The 16,403-nt window shown below is 69.4% G+C and carries 13 protein-coding genes; 10 read left to right on the forward strand and 3 right to left on the reverse strand.

From position 1 onward, the window contains the following. Positions 1-282: 282 nt before the first annotated feature. Positions 283-2,577, reverse strand: coding sequence for an NADP-dependent malic enzyme (locus tag AC3WQY_RS08425; RefSeq protein ID WP_285234097.1), 2,295 nt, complete (start codon positions 2,575-2,577; stop codon positions 283-285). Positions 2,578-2,756: 179 nt separating this feature from the next. Here AC3WQY_RS08425 and AC3WQY_RS08430 point away from each other — a divergent pair, with 179 nt between their 5' ends. Together AC3WQY_RS08430 and AC3WQY_RS08435 are read left to right on the forward strand one after the other, a co-directional pair. Further along, positions 2,757-4,841 carry a sensor histidine kinase gene (locus AC3WQY_RS08430; protein ID WP_492707406.1) on the forward strand — a complete coding sequence of 695 codons (2,085 nt, stop codon included), beginning with the start codon at positions 2,757-2,759 and terminating at the stop codon, positions 4,839-4,841. Further along, on the forward strand, positions 4,838-5,479 hold the full coding sequence (locus AC3WQY_RS08435; RefSeq protein WP_285234095.1) for a response regulator transcription factor: 642 nt from the start codon (positions 4,838-4,840) through the stop codon (positions 5,477-5,479). The genes AC3WQY_RS08430 and AC3WQY_RS08435 overlap by 4 nt, the downstream gene beginning before the upstream one ends. Before the next feature lie 13 nt (positions 5,480-5,492). Here AC3WQY_RS08435 and AC3WQY_RS08440 read toward each other — a convergent pair whose 3' ends face one another. Next, positions 5,493-6,815: a M16 family metallopeptidase gene (locus tag AC3WQY_RS08440; RefSeq protein WP_492707411.1), complete on the reverse strand. Its 1,323-nt coding sequence runs from the start codon at positions 6,813-6,815 to the stop codon at positions 5,493-5,495. A gap of 134 nt (positions 6,816-6,949) precedes the next feature. Here AC3WQY_RS08440 and AC3WQY_RS08445 point away from each other — a divergent pair, with 134 nt between their 5' ends. From AC3WQY_RS08445 to AC3WQY_RS08455, 3 genes are all read left to right on the forward strand, one after another. Further along, positions 6,950-7,510 carry a GNAT family N-acetyltransferase gene (locus AC3WQY_RS08445; RefSeq protein ID WP_492707415.1) on the forward strand — a complete coding sequence of 187 codons (561 nt, stop codon included), beginning with the start codon at positions 6,950-6,952 and terminating at the stop codon, positions 7,508-7,510. Positions 7,511-7,702: 192 nt separating this feature from the next. Continuing rightward, positions 7,703-8,185 (forward strand): GreA/GreB family elongation factor, encoded by a 483-nt coding sequence (locus tag AC3WQY_RS08450; RefSeq protein WP_492707417.1) that lies wholly within the window; start codon positions 7,703-7,705, stop codon positions 8,183-8,185. A 26-nt stretch (positions 8,186-8,211) separates the two neighbouring features. Beyond that, positions 8,212-8,901, forward strand: a complete 690-nt coding sequence (locus tag AC3WQY_RS08455; RefSeq protein ID WP_492707419.1) for a glutathione S-transferase — start codon at positions 8,212-8,214, stop codon at positions 8,899-8,901. Between the two features lie 220 nt (positions 8,902-9,121). Here AC3WQY_RS08455 and AC3WQY_RS08460 read toward each other — a convergent pair whose 3' ends face one another. Beyond that, positions 9,122-10,411, reverse strand: coding sequence for a D-alanyl-D-alanine carboxypeptidase family protein (locus tag AC3WQY_RS08460; protein ID WP_492707421.1), 1,290 nt, complete (start codon positions 10,409-10,411; stop codon positions 9,122-9,124). A 183-nt stretch (positions 10,412-10,594) separates the two neighbouring features. Between AC3WQY_RS08460 and thiL the strand changes: the two genes are divergently transcribed. From thiL to AC3WQY_RS08485, 5 genes are read left to right on the forward strand one after another with little or no spacing between them, the layout of a single operon-like run. Beyond that, a complete protein-coding gene (gene thiL / locus AC3WQY_RS08465) occupies positions 10,595-11,569 on the forward strand; it encodes a thiamine-phosphate kinase (RefSeq protein ID WP_492707423.1) in 975 nt (324 codons plus the stop codon). Further along, entirely contained in the window at positions 11,566-12,111 is a 546-nt protein-coding gene (locus AC3WQY_RS08470) for a phosphatidylglycerophosphatase A family protein (protein WP_492707425.1), read from the forward strand. The genes thiL and AC3WQY_RS08470 overlap by 4 nt, the downstream gene beginning before the upstream one ends. 5 nt (positions 12,112-12,116) lie before the next feature. Further along, a complete protein-coding gene (locus AC3WQY_RS08475; protein WP_285234087.1) occupies positions 12,117-12,617 on the forward strand; it encodes a CinA family protein in 501 nt (166 codons plus the stop codon). Continuing rightward, positions 12,617-13,558 (forward strand): 2-hydroxyacid dehydrogenase, encoded by a 942-nt coding sequence (locus AC3WQY_RS08480; protein WP_492707428.1) that lies wholly within the window; start codon positions 12,617-12,619, stop codon positions 13,556-13,558. The genes AC3WQY_RS08475 and AC3WQY_RS08480 overlap by 1 nt, the downstream gene beginning before the upstream one ends. An 8-nt stretch (positions 13,559-13,566) precedes the next feature. Continuing rightward, a complete protein-coding gene (locus AC3WQY_RS08485) occupies positions 13,567-16,353 on the forward strand; it encodes an ATP-binding protein (RefSeq protein WP_492707430.1) in 2,787 nt (928 codons plus the stop codon). Positions 16,354-16,403: the final 50 nt, after the last annotated feature.

Here is a 16,403-nt window from a genome sequence, read left to right on the forward strand (position 1 = left end):
TGACCGGGAGAGCAACAACACGGGTTTACCCTGAATCCTGAAGGCAACATGGTACAGAATGAGGCCCGAAAGCTCAAGACCGGGGCTTTGCCAGGCCTTCAGGAATTGGCTAAGTTAGTGTGCGCACGCACCTTTGGATGCTCACGGCTGGCGCCGAATTAATGGCGCCGTCACGCCCTTGTGAGCCTTTACAAACTTTTGTTTCTCAGGGCTCATACGGACGCGATTTCGCCCAGTCTGCGGCCCGCGCGGCTGCAGACTGGGCGGAATAAGGCGCTGAAATCAGCGTGCGGCGTTGGCGTCGGCGACCGTCAGCGCGGTCATGTTGACGATGCGGCGCACCGTCGCCGAGGGGGTCAGCACATGCACCGGCTTGGCCGCACCCAGCAGCACCGGGCCGATCGCGATGCCGCCGCCGGCGGTGGTCTTGAGCAGGTTGTAGGAGATGTTGGCGGCGTCGATGTTCGGCAGCACCAGCAGATTGGCTTCGCCGCTGAGGGTGCTGCGCGGCATCAGCTGGTTGCGGTAGGCGGCGTCCAGCGCGGTATCGCCATGCATCTCGCCATCCACCTCCAGCCAGGGCGCGGCTTGCTGGATCAGGCCCAGGGCCTCGCGCATCTTCAGCGCCGAGGGCTGGTTGCTGGAACCGAAATTGGAGTGCGAGAGCAGGGCGGCCTTGGGGCGGATGCCGAAGCGCATCAGCTCCTCGGCGGCCATGATGGTGATCTCGGCCAGCTGCTCGGCCGTCGGGTCGTAGTTCACATGGGTGTCGACCAGGAAGACCTGGCGGCCCGGCAGGATCAGGCCGTTCATGCAGGCATAGGTCTTCACGCCCGGGCGGCGGCCGATCACCTGGTCGATGTACTGCAGGTGCATCGCCGTATTGCTCCAGGTGCCGCACAGCATGCCGTCGACCTCGCCCTTGTGCAGCATCATGCAGCTGATGAGCGTGAGGCGGCGCCGCATCTCGATCTTGGCGAGCTGCTGGGTGACGCCCTTGCGCTCGGTCATCTGGTGATAGGTCTGCCAGTAGTCGCGGTAGCGGTGGTCGTTCTCGACATTGACGATGTCGTAGTCGCGGCCCTCCTGCAGGCGCAGGCCGAAGCGCTCGCAGCGCTCGGCGATCACGCCGGGGCGGCCCACCAGGGTGGGGCGGGCCAGGCCCTCGTCCACCACCACCTGCACGGCGCGCAGGATGCGCTCTTCCTCGCCCTCGGCATAGGCCACGCGCTTGTTCACGGCGCGCTTGGCGACGTTGAAGATCGGCTTCATGGTCGTGCCCGAGGCGTAGACGAAGCTCTGCAGCTTCTCGCGGTAGGCGTCCATGTCCTTGACCGGGCGCGAGGCCACGCCCGAGTCCAGCGCCGCCTGTGCCACCGCCGGCGCGATCTTCATCATCAGGCGCGGGTCGAAGGGCTTGGGGATCAGGTACTCGGGGCCGAAGCTCAGGTTGGCGCCGGCATAGGCCGCGGCCACCACCTCGCTCTGCTCGGCCTGGGCCAGCTCGGCAATCGCGCGCACCGCGGCAATTTCCATCTCATCGGTGATGGTGGTGGCGCCGCAGTCGAGCGCACCGCGGAAGATGTAGGGGAAGCACAGGACGTTGTTGACCTGGTTCGGATAGTCGGTGCGGCCGGTGGCCATCACCGCATCGTCGCGCACCTGCTTCACTTCCTCGGGCAGGATCTCGGGCGTGGGATTGGCCAGCGCGAAAATCAGCGGCCGCGCCGCCATCTTGGCCACCATCTCGGGCTTGAGCACGCCGCCCGCCGAGAGGCCCAGGAACACGTCCGCGCCGGCGATCGCCTCGCCCAGGCTGCGCTGCGAGGTGGGCTGGGCGAACACCGCCTTGTCCGGGTCCATCAGCTCGGTGCGGCCCTCGTAGACCAGGCCGGCCAGGTCGGTGACCCAAATGTTCTCGCGCGGCAGGCCCAGCTTCATCAGCAGGCCCAGGCAGGCTAGCGCTGCGGCGCCAGCGCCCGAGGTCACCAGCTTGACCTGCTTGATGTCCTTGCCCAGCACCTTGAGGCCGTTCAGGAAGGCCGCGCCCACCACGATGGCCGTGCCATGCTGGTCGTCGTGGAAGACCGGGATCTTCATGCGCTCGCGCAGCTTGCGCTCGACGTAGAAGCAGTCGGGCGCCTTGATGTCCTCGAGATTGATGCCGCCGAAGGTGGGCTCCAGCGCCGCGATCACGTCCACCAGCTTGTCGAGATCGTTCTCCTGGATCTCCAGGTCGAACACATCGATGCCGGCGAACTTCTTGAACAGCACGCCCTTGCCTTCCATCACCGGCTTGGAGGCCAGCGGGCCGATGTTCCCGAGGCCCAGCACCGCCGTGCCATTGGTGACCACCGCCACCAGATTGCCGCGCGAGGTGTAGCGGAAGGCGTTCGCCGGGTCGGCCACGATCTCTTCGCAGGCCGCCGCCACGCCCGGGGAATAGGCCAGCGCCAGATCGCGCTGGTTGACCAGCTGCTTGGTCGCCGCGATCGCGATCTTGCCCGGGGTCGGGAACTCGTGATATTCGAGTGCGGCTTGGCGCAGCTGGGCTGCTTTCTGTTCAGAGGTGGACATGGCGTGGTCTCGATACTGGCCGACGATTGTAGGAGTGCATCTTGGCGCGAAGCTTGCGCCCTCATGCCTATCGTGCATTGCAAGTGTCGGGCCAGGCGCGCGCGCCGGCATACGCGAAACTGCGCATCCCCGCGGCCAACGCCGCTCGCATACTGTGCGGCAGCTCGCAGATCCCACGCATGACGCCTCACCCCGTGCCCGACGCGGCCAACTCTTCCAGCCCCGCGCTCAGGCGACGTTGGCGCCGTGCCCTGTTGTGGGGGGCGCTGGTGGGCCTGCTGCTCGTGGCGCAATCGCTGCTGGTGGCGCTCACCCTCAGCTACGAGGCGGCGCGCTCGCAGGAGCAGGTGGACCAGGTGGCGGCCGAGGTCGCGGCGCGCGCCAAGCAGCTGGCCGGGCGCGAGCTGCAGAGCCTGCAGGCCCTCTTGTGGGCCGAGGTGCATGACGCGCGCTGGCACAGCGAGGCCGCCGAGCTGCTGCGCTTCAACCGGCCGGTGCTGCGCATCGAGTACCGCGATGCGCGCCGCCAGGTGCAGACGGCGGTCGAGTCGCCCTTCGTCACGCCGCTGTTTGCCCAGCTCTCGCGCGATCAGATGCAGCTCGAGACCGAGCTGGCCTGCGCGGCTGCGCTGCGCCAGGGTACGCCGCTGTTCTCGCGCTCCTACTTCGTGCCGCTGGCGGGCGGTGAGGGCCTGGAGGTGGTGGATCTGTGCCTGCCCCAGCTGCGCGCCGGCCAGCCCCAGGCCTATGTCGTCGCCACCCTGGGGTTGCGCCAGCTGCTCGACGAGGCCACCACCAGCGAGCATGCGCGCCACCATGAGCTCAGCTTCGTGGAGGGCGATGGCACGCGGCTGGCGCGCGTCGGCCTCACGCGCGGTGCCGGCTACTACCAGGCCGAGCGCGTGGTCGACCTCGCCGGCCTGAGCCTGCAGCTGCGCGTGGACAGTGCCGCCGGCCAGCCCAAGCTGATCCCCAACCTCGCCACCGCGCTGGTGCTGGGGCTCTCGCTGGCCCTGTTCGCCGTGGTGCTGCTGCTGGCGCGCGACGTGCGGCGGCGCGCCTTTGCCGAGCATGCGCTGGCCGAGTCGCTGGCGTTTCGCCAGGCGATGGAGAACTCGCTCATCACCGGCCTGCGCGCGCGCGACATGGCCGGCATCATCACCTACGTGAACCCGGCCTTCTGCGCCATCGTCGGCTTCCCCGCCGAGGCCTTGCTGGGGCAATCGGTGCCGCCCTACTGGCCGCCGGAATTCGTCGAGGAATACCAGCGCCGCCATCGCGACCGCAGCGCCCGCATGGAGGCGGGCCTGGACCCGCGCCAGGGCTTCGAGACGGTGTTCATGCGCCGCAGCGGCGAGCGCTTCCCGGTGCTGATCTTCGAGGCCCCGCTGCTGAACGCCGAGGGCCAGCAGACCGGCTGGATGAGCGCGGTGCTGGACGTGAGCGCGCAGCGCCGCGTCGAGGAGCTTTCGCGCCAGCAGCAGGACCGCCTGCAGGCCACCGCCCGCCTGGCCACGGTGGGCGAGATGGCCTCGCTGCTGAGCCACGAGCTGAACCAGCCGCTCTCCGCCATCTCCAGCTATGCCACCGCCTCGCTCAACCTGCTGACCCACGAGGCCGCCGATCCGCAGACGCCCGACATGGTGCGCCAGGCCGTCACCCGCATCGCCGAACAGGCGGCGCGCGCCGGCCGCGTCATCAAGAGCGTGCACGACTTCGTGCGCCGCCGCGAGCAGGCGCGCGAGCCGATCGCGGTGGACGAGCTGATCGACGCGGTGCTGCCGCTGGTGAGCCTGCAGGCGCGCAAGAGCGGTACCCGCATCGAGCTCGACCTGCCGCATCCCGCGCCGCGCGTGCGCTGCGACCGCACCATGGTCGAGCAGGTGCTGCTCAACCTCACCCGCAACGGCATCCAGGCGATGGACGGCCCCACCCCGCCGGCCGAGCGCGTGCTGACCCTGCGCGTGCGCCAGCTGCAGCAGCGCTGGGTCAGCATCGCGGTGAGCGATCGCGGGCCCGGCATCGCGCCCGCCATCGCCAAGCAGCTCTTCACGCCCTTCTTCACCACGCGCAGCGAGGGCATGGGCCTGGGGCTGAGCCTGTGCCGCACCGTGATCGAGCAGCATGGCGGCGCGATGGACTTCGAAACCCGCACCGAGGCCGCCGCCGGCCTGCCCGCCGGCACCGAGTTCCGCTTCACCTTGCCAAGCGCTGAGCGTGCCGCGTTAGCATCGCCCACCGATGAAGGAGGGATCCAAGCATGAACCGAGTCGCCTTGCCCATGGTCTATCTGGTGGACGACGAGGAGGTGGTGCGCGATGGCCTGGCCTGGTTGCTGCGCTCGCGCCGCCTGCTGTCGGAGGGCTATGCCAGCGCCGAGGCCTTCGAGGCCATGCTGGACGCGCTGCCGCGCCGCGGCGAGGGCTGGCCCGATGCGCCCAGCTGCCTGCTGCTGGACGTGCGCATGCCCGGCCTGAGCGGCATCGCCCTGTTCGAGCGGCTGATCGAGCGCGGCCTGGCGGCGTCGCTGCCGGTGATCTTTCTGACCGGCCATGGCGACGTGCCCACCGCGGTCGCCGCGGTGAAGCGCGGCGCCTTCGACTTCTTCGAGAAACCGTTCTCCGACAACGCCCTGGTCGACCGCGTCGAGCTGGCGCTGGCCGAGAGTGCCAAGGCGATCGCCGCGCGCTCGGCCCAGGGCGCGCTGGCGCATCGCATGGCCGAGCTGACCGAGCGCGAGCGCGAAGTCATGCAGCTGGTGATACAGGGCCTGCCCAACAAGCTGATCGCCGACCAGCTCAACATCAGCGTGCGCACGGTGGAGGTGCACCGGGCGCGCGTGTTCGAGAAGATGGACGTCAAGTCCGCGGTGGAACTCTCCAACATGCTGCGCGACGGCTGAGCCGCTCAGCCGCTCAGCCGACCAGCGCCTGCGCGCAGGCCCGCACGCGCTGCGGCACGCTGCCGGCCAGGGCGATGGCCGGGCGCGGCTGGCCGGGCTGTTGCTGCGGCCCCAGCAGCAGCTGCTCGAACACCGCCTGCACCTGTGCCGCCGTGACCTCCTGCAGCTGCGCCATCAGCTCCTGCGGCGCACGCAGCCGGCCGAAGTGGAACAGCTCCTGCGCCGCCGCTTCCATGCGGCGCGCCGGCTGCTCCAGGGCGCGTAGGCTGCGCATCTGCAGCTGCTTGCGTGCGCGTGCCAGCGCCACCGCATCCAGTGGCCCCTGGGCCTGGCGCAGCAGCAGCGCATGCACCGCCTGCAGATACTCCTCGGCCTGAGCCGGCGCGGTGGCCCCCTCGATCAGGAACTGGCCGTAGAGCGGCAGGATGTCGGCCGAGCAGGCCACGTGGTAGGCCAGGCCGCGGCGCTCGCGGATCTCGTCCAGCAGCGGCGAGCTCATGCCCTCGCCCAGCAGCGCGGCGGCCAGCACATGGGGCAGGTGCGCGGTGCTCTCGGCGGCGCCCAGACTCGGCGCCTCGAAGCCCAGCAAGACCTGGCACTGGCCGCTGCCGGCCATGCGCCGGGTTTTCAGGCCGCCCTGCCAGCGCGGCGCGCTCAGCTCATTGGGCAGGCCGGCGGGCATGGCGCCAAAGGCCTGCTCCACCAGGCGCGTGAAGGACTCGGCATCCACCGGCCCGGCCGCCGCCACCACCACATTGCAGGCGGTGTACTGGGCCCGGGCATAGGCCAGCAAGTCCGCGCGGCCTAAGCGCTGGATATTGGCGCGCGTGCCGATGATGGGCCGGCCCGCCGCATGGCCCGGCCCATAGCAGGCACGGTCCAGCAGCAGGAAGGCCACGCTGCCCGGGTCGTCCTCGAACTCGCTGAACTCCTGCTCGATCACGCGCCGCTCGCGCTCCAGCTCATCGGCGGGGAAGCTGCTGTTCAGCACGATATCGGCCAACCACTCCACAAAGGCCGGCAGATCGCCCGGCAGGCCCTCGATATGAAAGGCGGTGTGGTCCTTGTCGGTATGGGCATTGACCTCGGCGCCCAGCGCCTCGGCGTCGAGATTGATGCGCTGGCAGTCGCGCTTGGCCGTGCCCTTGAAGGCCATGTGCTCCACCACATGGCTGATGCCGTTCAGCCGCGCGCTCTCGTGCAGGCTGCCGGTGCGGATGAAGACGCTCAGGCTCAGCGTCTCGCGCCAGGGCATGGGGATGGTGACGGTGCGCAGGCCATTGGCCAGGGTGGCCAGGCTGGCGGGCGGGGCGGCGGAAGTGGGGGCTTGAAGCAAAGTAAGCGGTGCGAGGCGAAGAAAAGCCGAGTGTCACCCATGTGCGGAAGCTGGCCTTACATTGCCAGGCTGCAGACCTTTCACATCACCGCAGCCCGCAACCAGGCCTCCCGCCCCCCCTTCCTTCTTTTTGCATGCAGCCAGAGATCGCCGCCCAACTGGCAGCCGCCATCGAAACGCCCCGGCTCCTGCTGGAGCCGCTGTGCGCGCGCCATGCCGATGCGTTCTTCCAGCCGCTGCAGGACGACGAGGCCCTGTACCGCTGGATCTCCATGGCCAAGCCGGCCAGCCTGGAGGCCTTGCGCGCGCATTGGCAGCGCATCGAGCACAGCCGCATGGACCCCGACGCCCAGTTCGCATGGCCCATCTGGGCGGTGCGCCGCAAGTCCGATGGCCACTACCTCGGCCGCGTCGATGCCGAGATCACCGACGGCCTGGAGGCCAGCAATTTCGGGTTCTACTTCTTCAGCCGCTACTGGGGCAACGGCTATGCCAGCGAAGCCGCCGCCGCGGCGATTGAGAAGCTAACGGCGCGAGGCGTGCGCCGTTTCGTCGCCACCGTGACCGTGGGCAACGAGGCCTCGGGGCGGCTGCTGCAGAGAATTGGTTTTCAGTTCACGCGCATCCTGCCGGGCAACGATGTGATCAGGGGGATGGTGATGGATGACGAGGAGTATGTGAGGAGGGTGGGATAGGGCAGGGATGCAGCGGGTGAGGTCAGTCATCTGACTGGTACATAGGGACCGCTCCCGGCCAGGAGCGGAAGTTCGCCCATCCGATGCAGGAGACAGTTCTAGGCTGAACTGAGTCATTCACGGCAGCGTAGAGATCTGGTGAGGCCCTTCATAATCAAGCGCCGCGCTTGTTTGAGATGCCGACCTTCAATCATGGATAAATTCTTGCTGCAACAGCAGGTTCTTGAGCGGCTTGCCGAAGACCTGCTGCTAGCCGACGAGGCCGCGCGGGTGGCGCATGAAACGGCAACACACGAAGAGAACATCGCCGAGAACAAGTACGACACGCTCGGTCTTGAAGCTGCCTATCTGGCCACCGGCCAAGCTCGTCGCGCCGAAGCCATCCGCCAGGCGATGGCCAATTGGCGCCAATTCCGTCCATGCGCCTACGATGCCGACAAAGGCATTCAGGTTGGCGCGCTGGTTTGCCTCGTCGATGCCGACGACAAGCAGCAACAGTTCCTTCTCGGCCCGGCTGGAGGCAGCATGAAGTTGGTCAATGGCACTCAGGTCGTTCAGGTCATCAGCAGTGAAGCCCCCCTGGGCAAGGCCATGTTGGGCAAATACGAGGGTGATGAGGTGTCAATGGAGGGGGCGCCTATCCGACAGCAGTTCGAGGTGCTGTGGGTTCATTGAGCCGCCAGCAAGTTCACGCCTCACCCATGCACCCATCGACGCTGACGCCGCGGGCACCTCTCTGCGCTTCAGGCCCGCTCCTGCCTCGGCTCTACACCTTTCGCCGCTGCCCCTATGCGATGCGCGCTCGGATGGCGTTGCTGCAAGCTGGACAGGTCTTCGAGGCAGCGGAGGTCAGCTTGCGCGACAAGCCGGCAAGCTTGCTGGCCTTGTCTCCCAAAGCTACGTTGCCGGTGCTGCACTTGCCCGATGGCTGCGTGATCGAGGAGAGTTGGGACATCATGCGCTGGGCGCTGGCAGCACCCGATGCACAGGGTTGGTGGGCGAGGGCGCAGTCGCCTGCGAACCTTGACCTTGTGCAGCGAAATGACGGCGATTTCAAGCGTCACCTGGACCGCTGGAAGTACCCCCAACGGTACGCAAATGAGATGCTCACCCCAGACGAACACCGCGACAGGGCACTGGGAGTGCTTCTGGAGCCGCTTGAGGCACGGCTGCACAAGGCGTCCTACCTGGGAGGGGCCACGCCGTGCGCCACCGACTTGGCCGTGCTGCCCTTCGTTCGCCAGTTCGCCGCTGTGGAGCCGGGATGGTTTGCGAGGCTGGACTTGCCATCGGTACGGCAGTGGCTCGATGGATGGCTCGTCAACCCGCTGTTCGTTGCCTGCATGCACAAGTTGCCCACGGATGGCGTGAATCCCTTCCCGCCGCTCTAGCCCTGCCCTGGCTGTCCGCCATCGACCCAATCCAGTCGGCTGGGCTGGCAAGCTCGACGACTGCTTCGCAGCGAATTGAGCCTGTCACGCCAGCGGAGCTGAATGGCTGGTCTTGGCTGGCGCGGTCGCTCAGGCACTGAACCGCGAACGACTCAGACCAGCTGGTGGGCGTCGGTCGCGCTTGACAGCGATAGCTCGACGCCGACGCTCACCAGCTGCCTTACTTCGAGAACCAGCCGACAACGCGCTGACGCAAACGCTCGAAGAAGCCTGCGCGCTCCACGTCAGCGAGCGCGACGACGGGGGCCTCGCCGAGTTGCTTTCCGTTGGCCGTGGCGACGATCTTGCCGATCACGGCGCCCTTGGCGATCGGCGCTTCGACTGCAGGATTCAGCGTGATGGCCGTCTTGACTGCGGCTGCCTGGCCCTTGGGAACCACCAGCGTCCAGGGCTGTGCAAGGCCTGCATTGACGGCGGGCGCCACGCCGTAGGTGACTTTCGCGCTGGTCAGCGTCGCGCCCGCCTGTGCGGGGGACGCTTCCTCGAAGTTCGCGTAGCCCCAGTTGAACAGCACGCGCGTCTGGTCGGCGCGGGCCTGCTTGCTGTCGGCATTCATGATGACCGAGATCAGGCGCATGCCGTTGCGCTTGGCCGATGCGGTCAGGCAGTAGCCCGCTTCGTCGGTGTGCCCGGTCTTGAGTCCGTCGACCGTGGGGTCGGTGTACAGCAGCGCATTGCGGTTGCCTTGCTTGATGCCGTTGTAGGTGAACTGGCGCTCGGCGTAGATGGGGTAGTACTCGGCGCTGTTGCGGATGATGGCGGCCGCCAGCACGGCCAAGTCGCGGGCCGATGCCTTGTTGTTGGGGTCGGGCAGGCCGGCCGAATTCGCGAATTGGGTCTTGCTCATGCCCAGCTTCTTCGCCTCGGTGTTCATCATCGCCACGAAGCCGGGCTCGGAGCCGCCGATGTGCTCTGCCAAGGCCTTGGAGGCGTCGTTGCCGCTGGCGATGACCACGCCGCGCAGCATGTCCATCAGGGACGCCTGCGCGTTGAGCGGCACGAACATGCAGCTGTCACCCTCCTTGCCGCCGCGGCACCAGGCGCTGAGGCTCATGGTGACCGGATCGTTGGGCTTGACCTTGCCGCTCTTGAGCGCCTGCTCGACCAGGTAGCTGGTCATCATCTTGGTCAAGGACGCCGGTGGCAGCGGCTCATCCGGGTTCGACGAGGCCAGCAGCTGCCCGGTATTGAAATCCATCAGCACCCAGGCCTTGTTGGCGAGGACCGGCACCGACTGCCCGTTGGCGTCGGTGGTCATCGCGGGTTCGGCGGGGGCAGCGGCCTTTTGCTTGTGCGCGGCGGCGCGCGGCTTGGCGTGCGGGGCGCTGAGGGCCGTCGTGGGCGCTGCGACCAAGAAGGCGCTGGCAAGCATGACGGAAAGCGGAAAGGCGGAGTGGAAGCGGGAAATCATCGAGAGGTGCTTTTTCAAAAGGGCGACGGCTGGGAGCATGAAAGGGCTGGCAAAGGCGCGGGGCGCAATGCGGCCAGATGGGGCATTGTGCCAATGGAGTGACTCTGCCGATTGTGGTGGCGCTTGCTGCAGTTCAGGCACTGGACCGCGAGCGACTCAGATCAGCCTATTGCTGCCCCCGGTCCCGCCGCCGCCCCCCGCACCCCTGACACAATCCCCCCCATGGGTGAATTCGATCTGATCCAGCGCTTCTTTCTTGAGGGCCAGGGCCGGCTGGCGGCGGGTGATGAGGTGCCGGTGGGCATTGGCGATGACTGTGCGGTCATCAATCCGACGCCGGGCATGCAGTGGCTGGTGTCCAGCGACATGCTGGTGGAAGGGCGGCATTTCCTCTCCACGGTGGCACCGGAGCGCCTGGGGCACAAGGCGCTGGCGGTGAATCTGAGCGATCTGGCGGCCTGCGGCGCCACGCCGCGTGCCTTCACCCTGGCCTTGAGCCTGCCACGCGCTGACGAGGCGTTTCTCGCCGGCTTTGCGCGCGGGCTGTTCGCGCTGGCGCAGGCGCATGGCATTGCCCTGGTGGGTGGCGACACGACGGCCGGGCCGCTGAACATCTGTATCACGGTGATGGGCGAGGTGCCGCGCGGCCAGGCCTTGCTGCGCAGCGGCGCGCAGCTGGGCGACGACATCTATGTCTCCGGCACCACGCTGGGCGATGCGCGCCTGGCGCTGGAGCTGTTCCGCGGCACGGTGCAGCTGGCGGGCGATGCGTTTGAAAGCGTGCGCCGCGCGATGGAGTTGCCGCAGCCGCGCGTGGCCCTGGGCCAGGCCCTGCGCGGCCTGGCCAGCAGCGCCATCGATGTCTCGGACGGGCTGTGCGGCGATCTGGGCCATATCCTGGCGCGCTCCGGCGTCGGCGCCCGCCTGGAGGCGGATGCGCTGCCGCGCAGCGCGACCCTGGCCGCGCAAGACCTGGCCCTGCAGCGCCTGTGCACGCTCAGCGGCGGCGACGACTACGAACTCGTGTTCACCGCGCCGGCCGCGCGGCGCGCCGAGGTGGCAGCGGCGGCCGCCCTGGCCACCACCCCCGTCACCCGCATCGGCCGCATCGAGGCCGAGCCGGGCTTGCGCCTGTTCGACGCCCAGGGCCAGGTCTTGCCCCTGGCGCTGTCCTCCTTCGACCATTTCAAATCATGAGCGAACCCGCCGACCTGGCACCGCGCCGCGCCAGCGCGGCCTTCATGCTGGAGCACCCGGCGCACTGGATGGCGCTGGGCTTCGGCAGCGGGCTCTCGCCCAAGGCGCCGGGCACCGTCGGCACGCTGTGGGCCTGGCTGGCCTTTCTGGTGCTGAACCGCTGGCTCACGCCGCAGGGGTGGGCCTGGGTGATCGGCATCGGCACGCTGATCGGCTGGTGGGCCTGTACCGTCACCGCGCGCCATCTGCGCACCCCGGACCCGGGCGCCATCGTCTGGGACGAGGTGCTGGCCTTCTGGCTGGTGCTGTGGCTGGTGATGCCGGCGGGCCTGTGGATGCAGCTGGCGGCCTTCGGGCTGTTCCGCTTCTTCGATGCGGCAAAACCTGGCCCCGTGGGCTGGGCCGACCGCTTGTTCAAGGGCGAGCGTGGCGCGGCCGTCAGCTGGGCCCAGGGATTCGGCATCCTCTTCGATGATTTCGTCGCGGCTGGCTGTACCCTAGTCGTGTTGGCGCTGTGGCGCGCCGTTTCTTCTGGAGGCTGAACATCATGCTGTTCCCCGACGAGTCCGAGCTGATCGACCGCATTGCCCTGGCCCTGATACAGCGCCGCGAGCGCATGGGCACGGCGGAGTCCTGCACCGGCGGCCTGATCGCCGCCGCCTGCACCAGCCTGGCCGGCTCCAGCCAATGGTTCGAGCGCGGCGTGGTGAGCTATAGCAACCAGGCCAAGACCGAGTTGCTGGGCGTGCCCGGCGCGCTCATCGAGCTGCATGGCTCGGTCAGCGGCGAGGTGGCCCAGCACATGGCGCGCGGCCTGATGGCGCATGCGCCGATCGACTGGGCCCTGGCCGTCACCGGCATCGCCGGCCCCACCGGCGGCAGCGAGGGCAAGCCGGTGGGCACGGTGTGGCTGGCGCTGCTGCATGCCGGCAAGCCGGTGCGGGTCTGGAAGGAGCTGTTCCCGGGCGATCGTTGCGATGTGCGCATGGCCACCGTGCGCGCCGGCTTGACGGCCCTGTGCGAGGCCCTGGAGGACAGGGACAGCTGATGAGTCTGCTCTTGCTGGGGCGCTGGGCCGAGGGCGAGCAGCAGGCCTGGCTCCAGGCCCTGCAGGCCGCCATGCCGGGCGAGCAATGGCTGCTGGCGCCACCGCGCACGGCCGCCGAGGCCGCTGCCGTGGAGGCCGCCATCGTCGCCAACCCGCCCCATGGCAGCCTGCAGGGCCTGCCGAATCTGCGCCTGATCCAGTCGGTCTGGGCGGGGGTGGACAAGCTGCTCGGCGACCCGACGCTGCCCGCCGAGGTGCCGCTGGCGCGCATGGTCGACCCGGCCATGAACGAGGCCATGGTGCACACCGCGCTGTGGGCGGTGCTGGGCCTGCACCGCGGCTTCTTCCGCCTGCAGGCGCAGCAGCGCGAGGCCTTGTGGCGGCCGCTGCCGCAGCTGCGCGCGCAGGAATGGTCGGTGCTGGTGCTGGGCCTGGGCGAACTGGGCGGGCGCGTGGCTGTGGCGCTGGCGGCGCAGGGCTATGCGGTGAGCGGCTGGAGCCGCAGCCCGCGCCGGCTGGACGGCGTGCATTGCTGGCATGGCGAGGCCGGGCTGGCCGAGGCGATGGCCGGCGCCGACACCCTGATCAACCTGCTGCCGCTGACGCCGCAGACGCAGGGCTTCTTCGACGCACCGCGCCTGGCCGCGTGCAAGCGCGGGGCCGGCCTGGTGAACCTGGCGCGCGGCGCGCATGTCGACGAAGCGGCCCTGCTGGCGGCGCTGGACAGCGGCCAGATCGGCCATGCGTTGCTGGACGTGTTCGCCGTCGAACCGCTGCCGCCCACGCATCGCTTCTGGAGCCACCCGCGCGTGACGGTGCTGCCGCATACCGCGGCGCAGACCGATGCCCGCAGCGCCGCGCTGGTGGCGGCCGAGAACCTGGCGGCGCTGCGCCGCGGCGCGCCGCTGCAGCATCTGGTGGCGCGCACGCGCGGCTACTGAGCATGACGATGAGCGCTCCGGCCGCCCCCGCACTCTTCCTCCCGGCCGATGAACTTGCCCGGCTGGAGCTGGCGCTGCAGCAGGGCCCGAGCCTGGCCCTGCAGGCGCAGCTGGCCTGGGCCTTGCGCCAATCTGCCGGCGCGCGTGCGCAGGGGCTGGCCGAGCAGGTCGAGCAAGGCCTGGCGGCCTCCGGCTGGCCGCTGCCCGCGCAGGCCGCCTGGCGCGCGCGCATGCGGCTGGTGCGCGCCGAGCTGGCGCTGCAGGCGATGGATTTCGAGGCGGCGCGCACGCTGCTGGACGAGGCGCTGGGCGGCTTGCAGGCGCAGCAGGACGAGATCGGCTGCGCCGATGCCCACCACCTCGCCGCCTCGCTGGCGGCCGACCTGGGCGAGGTGCAGCGGGTGCACGATCAGCTGGGCCTGGCCATTGCCTGCGCCCGACGTGCCGGCGATGGCGAGCGCCTGCTGTTTCTGCAGGCGGTGCTGGGCCGGGCCGATACCTTTCGCGACCTCTCTACCGCGCGGCAGACCTGGGCCGCGCTGCTGGGCCTGGACATCGAGGGCCTGAGCCCGGTGGTGGCCGCCGCCGTGGCCGACCTGCGCGGCCTGGTGGCCGGCATGGCGGCCGAGTTCTCCCCCGCCATCGCGGCCATGACGCGGGCCTTCGAGCTCTCGCTGCAGACCGGCCAGCTGCGCCGCGCCATCGCGCTGGCCAGCAACCTCGGCCGCGCCTACTGGGGCATGAGCGAGTTCCAGGCCGCGATGGAATGGCTGACGCGCGGCCTGGCGCTGGCGCGCGAGGCCGGCTGGCCGGCCTCGATGGCGCTGTGCATGGCGCAGGCGGGCGAGACGCTCAGGCGGCTGGGGCGCCGCGACGAGGCGCGCGCGCAGCTGCAGGATTGCCTGCGCATGCTGGGCGCGCAGCCGGCCTCGCGCACCGCGGCGCTGGCGCTCAAATACCTCGCCCATACCGAGCAGGACGATGGCCGCACCGAGCCGGCGCTGCAGGCCTTCGATGCCCTGATGCAGCGCGCCGTGCATGCCGATGCCAACGATCTGAAGATCGATGCCCAGCTGGGGCGCGCGCGCGCCCTGCTGGCGCTGGGCCGCCATGCCGAGGCGCGCAGCGCCGCCGAGGCCGCGCTGCAGCTGGCGCACGGCCAGCTCGAGACCACGGTGGACCTGCTGTGGATCCTCGGCGAGGTGACGCTGGCCGAGACCGGCGCGCCGCAGCAGGCCTTGCGGTACTACCTGGAGGCGCTCGAGCGCGCCGCGCGCGTGGAAGCGTTCGTGCCCCCGCCCGAGCTGCTGGAGGCGGCCGCGCGGGCCCATGCGCTGGCGGGCGCCTATCAGCAGGCCTACGAGCTGGCGCAGCGCGCCGGCGTGCTGCGCCAGCGGCGTTTCGGCGAGGAGGTGGGCCAGCGCTCGCTGGCCCTGCACACCCATCACCAGATCGAACGTGCGCGCGCCGAAAGCGAGCACCTGCGCCAGCTGGCCGAATCGGAGGCGGCGCGCTTCCAGGCCTTGCGTGGCACGCACGAGGTGCTGCTGCATCTCAGCGAGGTCGGGCGCGAGCTCACTGCCGAGCTCGAGACCGACCGCGTGCTGGCGGTGCTGGAGCGCCATGTGCATGCGCTCATCGAGGTGGACAGCATGGCGGTCTACCTGCTCGACGAGGGCGGCACCCAGCTCTACTGCGCCTTCGGCATGGAGGACGGCCAGACCTTTGTCGATCCGCCGATCGCGCTGGACGACGCGCGCAGCTACTCGGCACGCTGCGTGCGCGAGGGGCGCGAACTCATCCTGCGCATGTCGGAGCTGCCGCGCGAGCATTACCAGGTGCCCGGCACCAGCGCCATGCAGGCCATGATGTTCGCCCCGCTGCGCGTGGGCGAGCGCGTGATCGGCGTGATCACGGTGCAATCCCTGCATCTGCCGGCCTATGGCGAACGCGAGACCCTGGCCTTCCGCAGCCTGAGCGCCTACGCGGCGATCGCGCTCGACAACGCGCGCGCCTATCGGCGCCTGTCCGATCTGCAGCGCCATGTGATGGCGCAGGAAAAGCTCGCCGCGCTGGGCTCGATGGTGGCCGGCGTGGCGCATGAGCTGAACACGCCGATCGGCAACAGCCTGCTGCTCGCCAGCACCCTGCTGGGCGGCGCGCGCGAGTTCAACGCCCGGCTGGCCCAGGGCGCGCTGCGGCGCTCGGACTGGCAGCGCTTTGCCGACCAGCATGTGCAGGGCCTGGAGGTGATCGAGCGCAGCATGGACGCCGCCGCCGCGCTGGTGCGCAGCTTCAAGCAGGTGGCGGTGGACCGCAGCGCCGAGCAAAGGCGCGCGTTCGCGCTGGCCCAGGTGTGCGAGCAATGCGCCCAGACCATGGGCCTGGCGCTGCGTCGCGCCGGCCTGCGGCTGTCGCTGCAGGTGCCCGCCGAGCTGCGCCTGGATGGCTATCCCGGCGAGGTGGGGCAGGTGCTGCTGATACTCATCAACAACGCCATGGCCCATGCCTTCGAGGGCCGCGAGAACGGGCAGATCGAACTTGGCGCCCAGGCCCTGGGCCCCGACCGCCTGGCGCTATGGGTGGCCGACAACGGCCAGGGCATGAGCGCGGCCCTGCAGGAGCGCATCTTCGAGCCCTTCTTCACCACCAAGTTCGGCCAGGGCGGCAGCGGCCTGGGGCTCTCGATCTGCCACAACATCGTCGAGACCCTGCTGGGCGGGCGCATCCGCGTCAGCAGCGAGCCGGGCCAGGGCAGCCGCTTCACCCTCGAACTGCCGCTGCAAGCCCCCTGAGTGCCGCGTTTGTGCGCATAGCGTGATTTGCTCGCGCCCGTGCGGGCGCC

The organism is Roseateles sp. FW301-B2, assembly GCF_058788955.1.